This is a genomic window from Acidovorax sp. KKS102 (genome assembly GCF_000302535.1).
Taxonomy (GTDB): domain Bacteria; phylum Pseudomonadota; class Gammaproteobacteria; order Burkholderiales; family Burkholderiaceae_C; genus Acidovorax.
The window spans coordinates 2,314,296-2,329,160 of sequence record NC_018708.1; the positions used below are offsets into that span (position 1 = coordinate 2,314,296).

The window sequence follows — 14,865 nt, forward strand, 5'->3', positions numbered from 1 at the left end:
GCCGCAGGCCGCCCGGCAAGGCACTTGCCCGCAGGGTTGGAGTGAAATCGGGCGATTGGACGCCCCGGCTGCTTGCATGGGCATGAGCCCATGCGGCGCATCCGAAGCATCCATTCATCCCGATTGCACTCAAATGCAATCTCCAAAAAGACTTTGAACAGGTTCTTAGGTCGAGGCAGACCGGCGCGCTGCCTCTTGCACCGCCCGTGCAGCATGGCGTGCAGCGTGGTCGCGGGCCCAGGGCAGCACATCGACCGCAGGCATGGGCTTGGCAATGCCGTACCCCTGCGCGCGTTCGCAGCCCAGCTCCAGCAGCTTGACGCAGTGCTCAGCGGTTTCGACCCCTTCGGCCACCACATGGCGGTGGAACGCAGCCGCCAGCGCCACGATGGCTTTGACGAGGGTGAGGTCGTCGCCGTCCTCCAGAATGCCGCGCACAAACGATTGGTCGATCTTGATGGTCTCGGCGGGCAGGCGCTTGAGGTACGACAGCGACGAAAAGCCGGTGCCAAAGTCGTCCAGCGCAAAACGCACGCCCAGGGCCTGGCAGCTTTGCATCATGCGGCGCATGTACTGCATGTCTTCCAGCGCGGCGGATTCCAGGATCTCCAGCTCCAGTCGTGCGGGAGACACCTCGGGGCAGGTGTGCAGGATGTCCTTGAGCCGCTGCACAAAGTTGGGCCGGTGGAAGTGGGGCGCCGCGATGTTGACGCTGACTTCCCAGCCCATGCCGGCATCGCTCCATACCCGCATCTGCGCCAGGGCCTGGCGCAGCACCCATTCGCCCAGTTCGACCTGCAGGTCCGTGTCCTCCACCAGCTGCAGCACGTGCTGCGGGCCCAGCAGTCCTTCCTGCGGGTGTTGCCAGCGCAGCAGGGCTTCCAGCCCGATGATCTCGCCGGTGCGCAGGTTGACCTTGGGCTGGTAGTGCAGCACCAGCTCCCCCGCGTGCAGTGCGCGGGCCACCCGGGTCTGGCGGGTGTGCTGGGTCTGCACGGCGTGGTCGTGCTGTACATCGAACACGTGCAGCTGGTTGCGCCCGAAGCTCTTGGCCTGGCACATGGCCTGGTCGGCGTGGCGCAGGAGGGTGTCGGGGTTGGCGTCGTCTTGGGGAAACACGGCCACGCCAATGCTGACGGTGATGTTCACCAGGCGGTCGTCAATCGCATAGGGCGCGGCCAGTTGTTGCATCAGCACGGCCAGGCGCGCCTCGATGGCGGGCACATCGGGCTGTTCGCCCAGCAGCAGCACAAACTCGTCGCCGCCCATGCGGGCCACGGCTTCTTGGGGTGTGATGAAGGCGCCCAGGCGCCGGGCCACTTCCTTGAGCAGGCGGTCGCCCACGCGCTGGCCAAAGGTGTCGTTCACCGCCTGGAAGTGGTCCAGGTCCAGCATGCACACTGCCAGCAGCAGCTGATGGTTGCGAGCCACAAACAGGGCGTGCGTGAGCTTTTCGGCCAGCGCTGCGCGGTTGTACAGGCCGGTGAGCGCATCGTGGCGGGCGTGCCAGGAGATCTGATGGCGCAGGTTGCGTGTTTCGGTCACGTCGCGGAACACCAGCACGCAGCCTGTGGCGTGGCCGCTGCCCTCGCGGATGGCGGCGGCCGTGTACTCGATGGCGTAGCGCTCGCCCGAGCGGTGGATCAGTACCTCGTAGGTGGCCTGCTGCAGCCCGCCGGGCTGCGTGTCGCGTTCGGCGGCCGCGCTGGCGGTGCGGCTGGCGGGCTCTTCGTACAGGCGAAACACGTCGTCCAGCTGCCGGCCCAGCGCCTGGTCGGCGGTAAAGCCGGTCATGAGTTGCGCGGCCTCGTTGATGGTCTCGATGCGCCCACCCAGGTCGGTGGTGATGACGCCGTCGCCGATGGAGGCGAGGGTGACCTCGGCACGCTCCTTTTCGGCGCGCAGGGCCTCCTGGGCGCGTTTGCGTTCTGTCACGTCCACCAGCGTACCGATGGTGCCAGCCAGCTCGCCGTTGGTGCTGGTGAAGGGCGCTTCGTAGTAGGCCATGTCCAGCGGGGGCTGGTGGGGCGGGCGGATGCGGATTTCGTTGTCGTGCGCACTGGCGATGTGGGCCGACCGTTCCGGGGCCAGTTCGGCAGGCAGGCTGGCGCCTGCGGCGCCGTCAGCACCTGGCTGTGACTGGAACAGGCGCTGCCATGCGCGGTTGGCGTCCAGGTAGGTGCCGTCGGCATGGCGCACAAACACGGGCAGGGGCAGGGCATCGATCAACTGGCGGGTGAAGTGCAGTTGCTCGCTTTGCTGGCGCTGCGTTTCATGCAATGACAGCACCAGGGACTGCACCTTGCCCGCCATGTCGTTGAAGGTCTCGGCCATGGCGCGGGACTCCAGCGTGCCGGTGACCTCCATGCGAGTGCTCAGATAGCCCTGGCGAAACGCATCGGTGGCCTGGGCCAGGCGCTGCAGCATGCGGGCATTGGCGCGCAGCAATAGCGTCAGCAAAAAGAAGATGGTGAAGATGTTGAGTGCCGAGATGCGCGCCTGCACCAGCACCGTGGCCCACACCTGGTCTGTCAGGGGCTGCGGATGGGCCGTCACTGTCAGTCGGCCCAATGTGCCATCTGCCAGCGCCAGGCCAGACTGCTGCACCGGGGCAGAGAGGTCCAGCCAATCGGTAAACCATTTGGGAGCGACGGCGGGGTAGGGAAAGGCGGTGACCTCGATGGCGGGCTGGTCGGCGGCCTGCCACTTGATGGACGCCACCGCCGGCGCGGCCTGCGCCAGCCCCTCGGTCAGGATGCGGGTGACAGTGTCGGCATCGGGCGCGGGCTCGGCGGCCAGGCGCAGCTGCAATGGGTCGCTGGCGCGCCGCAGTTCGGTGGAGCCTTGCTGCAGGGCTTCGTCAGTTTCTGCAGCCAGCAGGTAGTGGTAGCGCACCCCCGTGACCAGCAGGATGATCGCCACGATGGACACATACAGCCGGGGGTAGGTGCCCCGCAGAAGCCAGGTGGTGAGATTTCCAGTGCGCATCGACGGTGGTCCTCCCCACAACCCCTGTGGTAATGAATGGTTAATTAATTGTTGACAGCGGCGAGTCTATCTTGTGAGAAGTTGTGAGCGCGGTTTTGCGCAGCACCACCGGCGGGGTGTTGCTGATGTGTGACGTTTTGTAAAACTGCGGAGCTACCGGCGCGCGCAAGGTGCTCCTGACAAGGGCACTGGCACGCGCTGGTTTCCCGCGCCCTGGGCTGCCGCGCTCGGGTGCGCGGCGTTTGCCCCAAGGGCGACGCGGCTGGGTTCAGAGCGACTGCGCCAGCATGTCCCGGTATTCCTCGGGCGTGGCGATACGCGGGTTGGTCTTGTGGCAGTGGTCGGCCATCGCACCCTTGATGATGTCGTCGAACATCGCCTCGTTCACGCCCATGGCGGCCAGGCCCGTGGGCAGGCCTAGGCGGGCGTTCATGTCGCGGATGGCTTCGGGGATGTCGCCCGCAGACTGGAGGCCCATGGCGTGGGCCATGCGCTCCAGGCGCTTTTCCTTCTGCACCGATTCGGCCTGCGCGTTGAAGCGCACCACGGCGGGCAAAAACATGGCATTGAGCGTGCCATGGTGCAGGCGCGGGTTTACGCCGCCCAGGCTGTGGCTGAGCGAGTGCACGGCGCCCAGGCCCTTCTGGAAGGCCATTGCGCCCTGCATGCTGGCGCTCATCATGTGCAGGCGTGCATCGCGGTCGCTGCCGTTTTTGGTGGCCTGTTCGATGTTCGCCCAGCCGCGTGTGAGGCCGTCCAGCGCAATGCCGTCGGCGGGTGGGTTGAACGCGGCGGACATGAAGGTCTCCATGCAGTGCGCAATTGCGTCCATGCCCGTGGCAGCCGTGAGCATGGGGGGCAGGCCGAGGGTGAGTTCCGGGTCGCAGATGGCGGTCTTGGGCACTAGGTTCCACGAGTGAAAGCCGAGCTTGCGGTGGTCGTCCACGATGATGATGGCGCCGCGCGCCACCTCGCTGCCCGTGCCGCTGGTGGTGGGCACAGCGATCAGCGGCGCGGCGCGGTCGGTGATGCGCGGCGAGCCGCCCTCGATGGTGGCGTAGTGGGTGAGGGGGCCTTCGTGCGTGGCGGCAATCGCGATGCCCTTGGCACAGTCGATGGCCGAGCCGCCACCCACGGCAATCAGGCCGTCGCAGCCCTGGGCCTTGTACATGTCCACGGCAGCGCGCACGGCGGCTTCGGTGGGGTTGGACGGGGTCTGGTCAAACACGGCCACCGCCATGCCGGGCAGCGCATCCAGCGCCTTTTGCAGCACGCCTGCGGCCTTCACGCCGGGGTCCGTCACGATCAACGGGCGGGTGATGCCCACGCGCTCGCATTCCTGCTTGAGCAGTTGGACAGCGCCGAATTCAAACTGGATCTGGGTGACGTAGTAGATGAAAGCCATGGTGCAACAGAATGTGTGAATGGGAGTGCCAGCGATTACGATAGCTCGCCAGCCTTTGAAAAAGTTCTGAGACCACTTTACAAGGAGGAGACACGTGTGAAAACGAAGCAAACCCTGATGGCGGCCCTGGTAGCCGTCGCATCTGTGACAAGCGCCCAGGCCCAGTGCCTGACCGACGCACAGGCCGCCGACCTGGTGGCCAACTATGTCGCCAAGACCCCCGCCGCCAACCCCGACAACCTGACGGACGCCGATGGCGCCTGCACACGAGGCAAGGTCAACGCCTTGCTGGCTCAGCGCATGGGCAAGGTGATTGGCTACAAGGCCGGCCTGACCAACCCCGCCGTGCAAAAGCGCTTCAACACCGACAAGCCCGTGTGGGGCAAGCTCTACGAGGGCATGGTGCTGCCCAGTGGCGCCACGGTGGATGCGGCCTTCGGTGCCCGCCCCCTGTACGAGGCCGACATGCTGGTGCGTGTGAAAAGCGCCGCCATCAACCAGGCCAAAACCCCCATGGACGTGCTGGACGCCGTGGACCAGATCATCCCCTTCATCGAGTTGCCCGACCTGATGGTGCAGGCGCCGCCCAAGCTCAACGGCGCAGGCGTGACGGCCATCAACGTGGGTGCGCGCCTGGGTGTGGCGGGTGCCCCGATTGCCGTGCCGGCGTACCGGGGCGAGCGCTTTGCCATGCTCAAGGCCCTGACCGACATGAACGTGTCGCTGACCGATGGCGCGGGCGCGCGCCTGGGTGGTGGCAAGGGCAGCGACATCCTGGACCACCCGCTGAATGCGGTGGTGTGGCTGGCCGGTGCGCTGGCGCAGGAGGGCCTGGCCATGCAGCCGGGCGACCTGATCAGCCTAGGCTCGTTCTCCGCATTGCTGCCGCCCAAGGCCGGCTTGTCGGTGACGGCCACCTATGACGGCCTGCCCGGCGCTGCACCCGTGAGACTGAGCTTCAAGTAACCCACCCCTCAGCGGCCCGCCGCCGCGCGGGCCGTTGTTTTTTTTGCCGAGACCCCGACCGTTGACCGACCTGCACATCCACCACACCCGCCTGACCCCGCAGATGCGCAGCGTGCTTGAACGCATGGCCCGCGCCGGGCACCCACCGCTGCACACGCGCACGCCGCAAGAGGCACGCATCGCCTACCAGGCAGGCGCCGACGTGCTGGAAGTCCCCAAAGCCGCGCTGGCGCAGGTGGAAGACCTGCAGATCCCCACCCGCGACGGTGCACAGCTGCCCGCACGGCTGTACGCGCCCAGTACGGACAAGGGCCTGCCCGTGCTGCTGTACACGCACGGCGGCGGCTTCACCATCGGCAACATTGCCACGCACGACATCCTGTGCCGCGAGCTGGCGCGTCTGGCCGGTTGTATGGTGGTCTCGCTGGACTACCGGCTGGCGCCGGAGCACCGCTTTCCCACGGCCAGCAACGATGCGTGGGATGCCTTGCAATGGCTCGCTGCCAACGCCGAGCGCCTGGGCGCTGACCCTCAACGCCTGGCCGTGGGTGGTGACAGCGCAGGCGGCACGCTGGCTGCCGTCAACGCCATCCTGGCGCGCGATGCAGGCCTGCCTCTGGCGCTGCAGCTGCTGATCTACCCCGGCTGCGCCGCGCACCAAGACACGCCTTCGCACGCCACCTTTGCGCGCGGCCTCGTGCTGGAGGAGCCTGCCATCAGCTGGTTCTTTGGCCACTACGTGACCACGCGCGAGGAGCGCGAAGACTGGCGTTTTGCCCCGCTGCTGGCGCCGGATGTGGAAGGCGTTGCGCCAGCCTGGATCGGCCTGGCCGAATGCGACCCGCTGGTGGACGAAGGCGTGGACTACGCCGACAAGCTGCGCCTGGCGGGTGTGCCGGTGGACCTGGACATCTATCGGGGCGTGACCCACGAATTCATCAAGATGGGCCGCGCCATCCCCGAGGCGCGCAAGGCCCATGCCGACGCGGCCCGTGCGCTGCGCCTGGCTTTTCACCTGGAGTAAACCAACCCATGCAACGCAGTGATTTCCGTTGTTTCCACCGCCTGCGCGTGCGCTGGGCCGAGGTGGACATGCAAAAGATCGTGTTCAACGCGCACTACCTCATGTATGTCGATACCGCCATGTCCGAGTACTGGCGCGCGCTGGCGCTGCCGTACGAGGCGAGCATGCTGGCGCTGGGCGGCGAGATGTATGTGAAGAAGGCCACGGTGGAGTACCACGCTTCGGCGCGGCTGGATGACACGCTGGATGTGGGCCTGAAGTGCGCGCGCATTGGCAATTCGTCGTGCCTGTTCACGGCGGGCATTTTCTGTGGCGACCGGCTGCTGATCTCGGCCGAACTGGTCTATGTGTTTGCCGACCCGGCCACGCAGACATCTCGCCCCGTGCCGCCCGCATTGCGCGCGATCTTTGAAGGCTTTGAAGCGGGCGCCGAGATGGCCGAGGTGCGCACGGGCGACTGGAACACTCTGGGTCGCGATGCCGGCCGCGTGCGCACCGATGTGTTTGTGCACGAGCAGGGCATCCCGGCCGAGGTCGAGGCCGATAGGCATGACATCTCGGCGCGCCACGCTGTGCTGTACAACCGGCTGGGCATGCCCGTCGCTGCGGGCCGCCTGCTGCAGCACGCGCCCGGCGTGGGCCGCATCGGCCGCATGGCGGTGGACCGGTCGGTCCGCGGCGCGCAGTGGGGTCGCCAATTGCTGGATGCGCTGGTGGACGCGGCGCGTGCCCGGGGCGATGCCGAAGTGCAATTGCACGCCCAGCGCAGCGCCGAGGGCTTTTACCGCCGGGCGGGGTTCGCGGTGGTGGGCGAGCCGTACGAAGAGGCGGGCATTGCGCACATTGCCATGGCCCGCAAGCTCTGATGGTTTGCTATTGAAAAGAGAGCTGCTCGGGCATGTTCGACTAGCGCATTCGCCCGATTTGGCTCAGATATCGTCCAACAGGGGGTAGGGCAGGGGCAACAACGACAGCGGCACGCCGCCTGCTGCACCCACCTGCAGGGCGCCCTCTTGGGCGGCGCTAATCTGCAGCGACACGATGGTGTCAAACCCGCCGCCCGGCGCAGCGGCCACCTGCACCACGGTGCCGCAGGGCTGTTCGAGGTCGCTGGTGCTGAACACCTCGGCGCCCACCGCCACCTCAGCCGCTGCGTGGGCGATGTAGGCGCGGCGCTTGAGCGTGCCCCGGAACTGGCTGCGCGCCACCACTTCCTGGCCGGGGTAGCAGCCTTTCTTGAAGTTCACGCCGCCCACCGATTCATAGTTGAGCATCTGGGGCACAAAGGCTTCGACCACTGGCGTGGTCAGCGTGGCGACGCCGCTGATGACTTCGCTCCAGAGCCACAGCGTGGCATCCAGCGCAGGGCCTGCGGGCGCGGGCTCCGTGGCGGCGGCCACCCACAGGGCGCGCGGGGTGCCGTCGGCGGGGTACAGGTGCACCAACGTTGCAGTGCCCAAATCGGCCTTGGACCAAGCTGGTTGTGCGCTACCAGCTACGGCATTGATAGCGTCTCCAGCGATGCCATACAGGGCAAAGTCACCGGTGGCATCCGTCAACTTGGCCTTGGCGCGCAGTACAAACATTGACAGGCGCTTGAGCGTGGCGGGCAGCAGGTCGCGGCTGCAGACCAGCAGCACCTCGGTGGCGCTGCGCTTGAAGCCGATGAAGCTGGCCTGCATGCGGCCCTTGGCCGACAAGAAGGCCGCAAGGCGGGCCTGGTCCATGCCCAGCAGGGCGAAATCCTGGGTGAGCTGGCCGTGCAGAAACTTGGCGGCGTCTTCGCCTTCCACGCGAATCACGCCGAGGTGGGACAGGTGGGCAATGCCATTCAAGGGGTAGGTCATCGCTGAATTATGATGCCCTGATTCATACATATTGGTAGCAGGGTTGTGCGACGTTTACTGGCTTTGATCGTGTTGGTGGGGATCGCACTGGGCGGCGCTGCGTATTGGTGGTTGCACCAGCCGCTGGACCTGGGCCCGGAGCCGCTGGAGCTGGCCATCGAGCCCGGCACCACGCCGCGCGGCGTGGCCCGCGATGTGGTGGCGGCTGGGGTCAAGACGGACGCGCGCCTGCTGTATGCCTGGTTCCGCGTCTCGGGGCAAGACCGTGCCATCAAGGCCGGCAACTACGAAGTCCCGCCCGGCACCACGCCCATCAGCCTGCTGCAAAAGCTGGCCCGGGGCGAAGAGGCCCTGCGCGCACTTACCTTGGTCGAAGGCTGGAACTGGCGCCAGGTGCGCCAGGCGTTGGCCAAGGAAGAGCAGCTCAAACACGATGCTGCCACCCTGACCGACGAAGCGCTGATGGCCCAGCTGGGCCGCCCCGGCGTAGCGCCCGAGGGGCGGTTCTTCCCGGACACCTATACCTACGCCAAAGGCTCCAGCGACATCGCCTTGCTGCGCCGGGCCATGCACGCCATGGACCGCCATCTGGAGGCAGCCTGGGCCCAGCGCGCGGCCGACACGCCGCTCAAGTCGGCGGACGAGGCGCTGACGCTGGCCAGCATCGTGGAAAAGGAAACCGGCAAGGCCAGCGACCGGGGCCAGATTGCGGGCGTGTTCGTCAACCGCCTGCGCGTGGGCATGCTGCTGCAGACCGACCCCACGGTGATCTATGGCCTGGGTGAGAAGTTTGATGGCAACCTGCGCAAGCGCGACCTGCAGACCGACACCCCCTGGAACACCTACACCCGCGCGGGCCTGCCGCCCACGCCCATCGCCATGCCTGGCAAGGCGGCGTTGCTGGCCGCTGTGCAGCCGCAGGCCACGCGCGCGCTGTACTTTGTGGCCAAGGGCGATGGCAGCAGCCACTTCAGCGCCTCGCTGGAGGAGCACAACCGCGCCGTCAACCGCTACCAGCGCGGACAGCAGTAAACCGTTTCTTGAACCAAGGCGCCCATGTCACGACCCGGTCTGTTCATCACCTTTGAAGGCATCGACGGTGCAGGCAAGTCCTCGCACATCGAGGGCCTGGCCGCGGCGTTCCGCACCCAGGGCCGCACGGTTACCGTGAGCCGAGAGCCGGGCGGCACACCGCTGGCCGAAAAGCTGCGCGAGATGGTCCTGAACGACCCCATGGATGCGCTCACCGAGTCGCTGCTGATCTTTGCTGCCCGCCGCGATCATCTGCGCAATGTGATCGAGCCCGCTCTGGCCCGGGGCGACGTGGTGCTTTGCGACCGGTTCACCGACGCCACCTTTGCCTACCAGGGCGCAGGGCGCGGCTTTGATCTCGGTGTGCTATCAACTTTGGAGCGCTTGGCGCAGACGGGACTAGCGCCTGAGGCCAATTTGATGCGTGAACCCGATTTGACGGTGTGGTTTGACCTGGCCCCCGAGGTGGCGGCCGAGCGCCTGGCCGGTGCGCGTGTGCCCGACCGCTTCGAGGCCCAGCCGGTCGAGTTCTTCCGCCGCGTGGCCCAGGGCTATGCCGACCGCGCCGCTGCAGCGCCCCAGCGTTTTGCGCGCCTGGATGCAGCGCAGGATCGCCATCGCGTGTGGCAGCAGCTCACCAGCGTGTTCGTGCGCAAGGGCTGGCTGGCCATCATGGTGGCCACGCAGGGAGGGCCGCAATGAGTGAAGCCACTGTGGCGCTGGCGCCCTGGATCGCCGTACAGCGCACCAGCCTGTTGGCCCAGCGCGGCCATGCGTGGCTGCTGCAGGGGCCGTCGGGTCTGGGGCAGTACGCCCTGGGGCTGGAAATGGTGCGCGCATGGCTGTGCGATGCACCCACAGAGCGGGGCGCCTGCGGCCAGTGCGGCAGCTGCCACGCCATCGATGTGCGCACCCATGCCGACCTGTGCGTGCTGATGCCCGAGGTGCAGATGATGGCGTTGGGCTGGCCCCTGTCGGAAAAGGCCCAGGCCGACATCGACGACAAAAAGCGCAAGCCCAGCCGCGAGATCCGTGTGGAAGCCATGCGCGATGCGGTGGAGTTTTCGCAGCGCACCTCGGCGCGTGGCAAAGGCAAGGCCGTGCTGGTCTACCCGGCCGAGCAGATGAACCATGTGACGGCCAACGCGCTGCTCAAGACGCTGGAAGAACCGCCTGGCGACGTGCGTTTTGTGCTGGCCAGCGAGGCTGCGCACCAGCTGCTGCCCACCATCCGCAGCCGTTGCCTGGGGCACACCATGGTCTGGCCGGCCGAGGCCGACAGCCTCGCGTGGTTGCAGGCCCAGGGCCTGGCCCGGGATGCGGCAGCGTCGTTTCTGCGCGCGGCAGGCGGGCGGCCCGAGGATGCCCTGGCCCTGGCCCAGTCGGGTCGCAGCCCGCAGGCCTGGTCCGCCTTGCCGCAGGCGGTGGCACGGGGCGATGTGACGGCGCTGGGCGACTGGGCTCCGGCCCAGGTGATCGACGCGCTGCAAAAGCTCTGCCACGACCTGCTGGCCGCCAGCGTGGGCGCCGCACCACGCTACTTTGCGCCCGCCGACCTGCCCAAGGCACCGCCGCTGGGCGCGCTCACGCGCTGGTCGCGCGCACTGTCCAAGGCCGCGCGCACGGCGGACCATCCGTTCAATGGCGGGCTCATGCTGGAGGCGCTTGTCGCCCAGGCGCGAAACACCCTACACTCCAGACACTAAGCCGCACCCCACCCATGAGCAGTCCATCCACCGCGCCCCGTCCCAGCGTCATGCAGCTGGCCATCAAGGAAAAGGCCGCGCTTTATGCCGCGTACATTCCCTTTTTTGCCGAAGGGGGCATCTTTGTGCCCACCCAGCGTGACTACAAGCTGGGCGACGATGTGTATGTGCTGCTGACCTTGCCAGACGACACCCAGCGCTACCCCGTGGCAGGCCGCGTGGCCTGGGTCACACCCGCTCGTGCCGCAGGCAACCGCACCCAGGGCGTGGGCATCCAGTTCCCCAAGGACGAAAAATCCCGCCAGCTCAAGGCCAAGATCGAGGAATTGCTGGGAACTGCGCTGGGCTCGGACCGTCCTACCCAGACGATCTGACCGCGCCGCCGCCGCCCCCTGCCGACCCGCGCTGGCTGGTCGGCTTTTTTGTTTTTCATCACATGTTCACCGATTCGCATTGCCACCTCAACTTCCCGGAACTGGTCAGCCAGCTGCCCGCCATCCGCCAGGCCATGGCCGAGGCGCAGGTCACCCGGGCCCTGTGCATCTGCACCACCATGGAAGAGTTCGAGGGCGTGCACGCCCTGGCCCTGGCCCATGACAACTTCTGGAGCACAGTGGGTGTGCACCCCGACAACGAGGGCGTGACGGAACCCAGCGTGCAGGACCTGCTGGACCGCGCCGCACTGCCCCGCGTGGTGGCGATTGGAGAGACCGGCTTGGACTACTACGGCATGGAAGACCGCAAGGGCGGGCGCAGCATTGCCGACCTGGAATGGCAACGCGACCGTTTCCGCACCCACATCCGCGCGGCGCGGGCCTGTGGCAAGCCGCTCATCATCCACACGCGCAGTGCGTCCGACGATACGCTGGCCATCCTGCGGGAAGAGGGCGAGGATGGCGCAAGCAACCAGGCGGGCGGCGTGTTCCACTGCTTTACCGAGTCCATGCAGGTGGCGCGCGCCGCGCTGGATCGGGGCTACTACATCTCGTTCTCGGGCATCGTCACCTTCAAGAGCGCGCAGGAGCTGCGCGACGTGGTGGCCTTTGTGCCGCTGGACCGCATGCTCATCGAGACCGACAGCCCCTACCTGGCCCCAGTGCCCTACCGTGGCAAGACCAACAACCCGTCGTATGTGCCCCATGTGGCCCGGCAGGTGGCCGAGACCAAGGGGCTGGCGCTGGAGGTGGTGGCGGAGGCCACCAGCCGCAATTTCGACCGCTTGTTCCCGGAGGTGATGGCATGAACCTGCAACGACGTTCTGCCCTGGCCGCTGTGGCGCTGGGCCTGGTGTCTGCCGGGGCCTGGGCGGGTGCCTATGAAGACTTTTTTGTGGCCATCCTGCGCGATGATGGGGATGCAATCACTGCGCTGCTGCGCCGCGGCTTTGACCCGAACACCCGTGACCCCAAGGGGCAGGTGGGGCTCACGATTGCCCTGCAAAATGGCGCAAACAAGGCCGTTGCTGCGTTGCTGGCATCCCGACGACTGAATGTAGAGGCCCGCAACGCCAAGGACGAAAGTCCGTTGATGATGGCTGCCATCAAGGGCAACGTAGAGGCCGTCAAGGCGCTCATCGCGCGCGATGCCGATGTCAACAAGACCGGTTGGACGCCGCTGCACTACGCCGCATCTGCAGGTTCGCCGCAGCACGCGGTGATCATTTCATTGCTGCTCGAAAACCACGCCTACATCGACGCAGCATCGCCCAACGGCACCACGCCGCTGATGATGGCGGCGCATTACGGATCTACCGAGGCCGTGCAGTTGCTGCTGGATGAAGGGGCCGACCCTACGCTCAAGAACCAGCTGGGCTTGACCGCCGCCGATTTCGCCTTGCGTGTGAGCCGTACCGAGTCTGCGGAGAGAATCGCCGCGGCCATTCGGAAGCGCCAGCCCAACCGGGGCAAGTGGTAGCCAAGTAGCCAAGGCAGGCGCCAGCAGCACATAGAGGGCTTGTGCAAAGCGGGCCCTGCGGACTGTTGAGAAATCAGCAAAGGCCAGCACCAGTCGTGCCGCGCCTGCTCATTCAGCGATGGTCCCTGAGCCCGCCGCGGCGCGTGTCTGCAGCCGCGCATACAGCCCACCCAGCGCCATCAACGCGCTGTGGGTGCCTTGCTCGGCGATGCGCCCGCGCTCCATCACTACCACGCGGTCGGCATGCTCGATGGTGGACAGCCGGTGTGCAATGACCAGGGTCGTGCGGCCCTGCATCAGGCGCTGTAGGGCCTCTTGCACCAGGCGTTCCGATTCGGTGTCCAGGGCAGACGTCGCCTCGTCCAGGATGAGGATGGGAGCGTCCTTGTACAAGGCCCGAGCAATGGCCAGCCGCTGACGCTGCCCGCCGGACAACTGCGTAGCGTTGTGCCCCACCACCGTGTGGATGCCCTGCGGCAGACCGGCCACGTGCTCGGCGAGGTTGGCGGCAGCGAGGCATTCCAGCACGCGGGTTTCGTTCACGGCCTGGCCCAGAGCCACGTTGGCGGCAATGGTGTCATTGAACATCACCACGTCCTGGCTCACCATCGCAAATTGCGACCGGAGGGACGCCAGGTCCCAGTCCTGCAAGGCATGCCCGTCGACGGCGGCGGTGCCTGCGGAAGGCAGGACAAAACGCGGCAGCAGGTTGACCAGTGTGGTCTTGCCAGCCCCGGAGGGGCCCACCAGCGCCACGATCTCGCCCGGGGCCACCTGCAGGCTGACCCCGTCCAAGGCGGGGGCGTGGTCGGTGCCAAACGACACGGTGACGTTGTTCAGGGTGAGCGCGCCTTGCACGCGGTCCTTGCGGTAGGTGCCGCCGGTTTCCGCGCCGGTGTCGCCCAGCAGCCCCAGGCCGCGCTCCAAGGCGGCGACACCCCGGGTCACGGGGCTGGCCACATCCGCCAGGCGCCGGATCGGCGCGATCAGCATCAGCATGGCCGTAATGAACGACACAAACCCGCCCACGGTCACATCCTTCACATCGACGGCACCCCGGCTCTGCCACAGCGCAATGCAGATCACCACCGACAGCGCGGCGGCGGCCAGTAACTGGGTCAGCGGCGTCATCGCCGCAGAGGCGATGGTGGACTTGATGGCCAGGCGGCGCAGGCTGCGGCTCAGGTCGGCAAAGCGTTGTGCCTGACCCCCCTGTGCGCCATGCAGGCGCACCATGCGGTGTGCCAGCACGTTTTCTTCGACCACATAGGCCAGCTCGTCGGTGGCCTGCTGGCTGCTCTTGGTGAGGTGGTACAGCCGCCGCGACAAGGTCTTCATGATCCAGGCGACCCCTGGAACAACAACGGCAACGATCAGTGTGAGCTGCCAATTGAGGTACAACAAATAGACCAGCAGCGCGACCAGCGTGAACCCGTCGCGCGACAGGCCGAGCAGGGCCTGCACCAGCAATGTCGCACCGGTCTGCACTTCATAGACCACCGTATTGGAGAGCGCGCTGGCCGACTGGCGCCCAAACAATCCCATCTCAGCGGCCAGAACACGATCAAACAGAGCCTGGCGCAGTGTCAGCATGCCTTCGTTGGCAATGCGTGCCAGCGCGTACTGGCCCACAAACTGGGCCACGCCACGTACGAAAAAGACCCCCAGAATCGCCAGGGGCACCATCCACAGTTGCAAGGTGCCCTGGGTAAAGCCCTTGTCCAGCAGGGGTTGCAACAGGGCGGGGATCAAGGGCTCCGTGATGGCGCCCACCAGTGTGGCAACAATGGCCAGGCTCCAGGCCATTCGCTGGTCGCCAAAGTACACCGACAGCCGCTTCAGGCGCGCCATCAAGGTTGTGGGGGGATTGGGTGCGGGGGCAGGCGTCGTGCCCGTGTCGGTGGCTTGCATGTCGGCCGGATTCTACGTTTGTGCCATGTGAAGCCTGTCCGGCACGGTGTGTCGCGCACAGTTTGTCACAGG

13 protein-coding genes are annotated in these 14,865 nt (G+C 66.7%); 9 read left to right on the top strand and 4 right to left on the bottom strand.

What is annotated here, in order from left to right:
* Positions 1 to 165: 165 nt before the first annotated feature.
* Both C380_RS10610 and C380_RS10615 read right to left on the bottom strand, forming a co-directional pair.
* On the bottom strand, positions 166 to 2,988 hold the full coding sequence (locus C380_RS10610; RefSeq protein ID WP_015013850.1) for an EAL domain-containing protein: 2,823 nt from the start codon (positions 2,986 to 2,988) through the stop codon (positions 166 to 168).
* 268 nt (positions 2,989 to 3,256) lie between these two features.
* Positions 3,257 to 4,393 carry an iron-containing alcohol dehydrogenase gene (locus C380_RS10615; RefSeq protein ID WP_015013851.1) on the bottom strand — a complete coding sequence of 379 codons (1,137 nt, stop codon included), beginning with the start codon at positions 4,391 to 4,393 and terminating at the stop codon, positions 3,257 to 3,259.
* Between the two features lie 96 nt (positions 4,394 to 4,489).
* On the opposite strand from C380_RS10615, the gene C380_RS10620 reads away from it, so the two are divergent.
* The 3 genes from C380_RS10620 (at position 4,490) to C380_RS10630 (ending at position 7,249) form a co-directional block, all read left to right on the top strand.
* Complete coding sequence (locus tag C380_RS10620) at positions 4,490 to 5,359, top strand: 2-keto-4-pentenoate hydratase (protein WP_015013852.1); 870 nt, start codon at positions 4,490 to 4,492, stop codon at positions 5,357 to 5,359.
* Between the two features lie 61 nt (positions 5,360 to 5,420).
* The gene (locus C380_RS10625; RefSeq protein WP_015013853.1) at positions 5,421 to 6,383 is read left to right on the top strand and encodes an alpha/beta hydrolase; all 963 of its coding nucleotides are present in this window, start codon (positions 5,421 to 5,423) and stop codon (positions 6,381 to 6,383) included.
* 8 nt (positions 6,384 to 6,391) lie between these two features.
* On the top strand, positions 6,392 to 7,249 hold the full coding sequence (locus C380_RS10630) for a YbgC/FadM family acyl-CoA thioesterase (protein WP_015013854.1): 858 nt from the start codon (positions 6,392 to 6,394) through the stop codon (positions 7,247 to 7,249).
* 63 nt (positions 7,250 to 7,312) lie between these two features.
* Here the strand turns inward: C380_RS10630 and C380_RS10635 are convergent, their stop codons facing one another.
* A complete protein-coding gene (locus tag C380_RS10635) occupies positions 7,313 to 8,230 on the bottom strand; it encodes a folate-binding protein YgfZ (protein WP_015013855.1) in 918 nt (305 codons plus the stop codon).
* A gap of 45 nt (positions 8,231 to 8,275) precedes the next feature.
* Between C380_RS10635 and mltG the strand changes: the two genes are divergently transcribed.
* From mltG to C380_RS10665, 6 genes are all read left to right on the top strand, one after another.
* Positions 8,276 to 9,262, top strand: a complete 987-nt coding sequence (mltG, locus tag C380_RS10640) for an endolytic transglycosylase MltG (protein ID WP_304412176.1) — start codon at positions 8,276 to 8,278, stop codon at positions 9,260 to 9,262.
* A gap of 24 nt (positions 9,263 to 9,286) precedes the next feature.
* On the top strand, positions 9,287 to 9,964 hold the full coding sequence (tmk, locus tag C380_RS10645) for a dTMP kinase (protein ID WP_015013857.1): 678 nt from the start codon (positions 9,287 to 9,289) through the stop codon (positions 9,962 to 9,964).
* Positions 9,961 to 10,968: a DNA polymerase III subunit delta' gene (locus C380_RS10650; RefSeq protein WP_015013858.1), complete on the top strand. Its 1,008-nt coding sequence runs from the start codon at positions 9,961 to 9,963 to the stop codon at positions 10,966 to 10,968. The genes tmk and C380_RS10650 overlap by 4 nt, the downstream gene beginning before the upstream one ends.
* A gap of 14 nt (positions 10,969 to 10,982) precedes the next feature.
* Positions 10,983 to 11,342, top strand: coding sequence for a PilZ domain-containing protein (locus C380_RS10655; RefSeq protein WP_015013859.1), 360 nt, complete (start codon positions 10,983 to 10,985; stop codon positions 11,340 to 11,342).
* Between the two features lie 62 nt (positions 11,343 to 11,404).
* Positions 11,405 to 12,211: a TatD family hydrolase gene (locus C380_RS10660; RefSeq protein WP_015013860.1), complete on the top strand. Its 807-nt coding sequence runs from the start codon at positions 11,405 to 11,407 to the stop codon at positions 12,209 to 12,211.
* Positions 12,208 to 12,882 (top strand): ankyrin repeat domain-containing protein, encoded by a 675-nt coding sequence (locus tag C380_RS10665; RefSeq protein ID WP_015013861.1) that lies wholly within the window; start codon positions 12,208 to 12,210, stop codon positions 12,880 to 12,882. Before C380_RS10660 ends, C380_RS10665 begins: the two co-directional genes overlap by 4 nt.
* A gap of 108 nt (positions 12,883 to 12,990) precedes the next feature.
* Here the strand turns inward: C380_RS10665 and msbA are convergent, their stop codons facing one another.
* Complete coding sequence (msbA, locus tag C380_RS10670; protein WP_015013862.1) at positions 12,991 to 14,793, bottom strand: lipid A export permease/ATP-binding protein MsbA; 1,803 nt, start codon at positions 14,791 to 14,793, stop codon at positions 12,991 to 12,993.
* Positions 14,794 to 14,865: the final 72 nt, after the last annotated feature.

What these genes read in the sequence shown, in the direction of transcription:
- C380_RS10610 (WP_015013850.1), bottom strand. Translation starts at nt 2,988, where the DNA reads ATGCGCACTGGAAATCTCACCACCTGGCTTCTGCGGGGCACCTACCCC.
- C380_RS10615 (WP_015013851.1), bottom strand. Translation starts at nt 4,393, where the DNA reads ATGGCTTTCATCTACTACGTCACCCAGATCCAGTTTGAATTCGGCGCT.
- C380_RS10630 (WP_015013854.1), top strand. Translation starts at nt 6,392, where the DNA reads ATGCAACGCAGTGATTTCCGTTGTTTCCACCGCCTGCGCGTGCGCTGG.
- C380_RS10635 (WP_015013855.1), bottom strand. Translation starts at nt 8,230, where the DNA reads ATGACCTACCCCTTGAATGGCATTGCCCACCTGTCCCACCTCGGCGTG.
- tmk (WP_015013857.1), top strand. Translation starts at nt 9,287, where the DNA reads ATGTCACGACCCGGTCTGTTCATCACCTTTGAAGGCATCGACGGTGCA.
- C380_RS10650 (WP_015013858.1), top strand. Translation starts at nt 9,961, where the DNA reads ATGAGTGAAGCCACTGTGGCGCTGGCGCCCTGGATCGCCGTACAGCGC.
- C380_RS10655 (WP_015013859.1), top strand. Translation starts at nt 10,983, where the DNA reads ATGAGCAGTCCATCCACCGCGCCCCGTCCCAGCGTCATGCAGCTGGCC.
- C380_RS10660 (WP_015013860.1), top strand. Translation starts at nt 11,405, where the DNA reads ATGTTCACCGATTCGCATTGCCACCTCAACTTCCCGGAACTGGTCAGC.
- C380_RS10665 (WP_015013861.1), top strand. Translation starts at nt 12,208, where the DNA reads ATGAACCTGCAACGACGTTCTGCCCTGGCCGCTGTGGCGCTGGGCCTG.
- msbA (WP_015013862.1), bottom strand. Translation starts at nt 14,793, where the DNA reads ATGCAAGCCACCGACACGGGCACGACGCCTGCCCCCGCACCCAATCCC.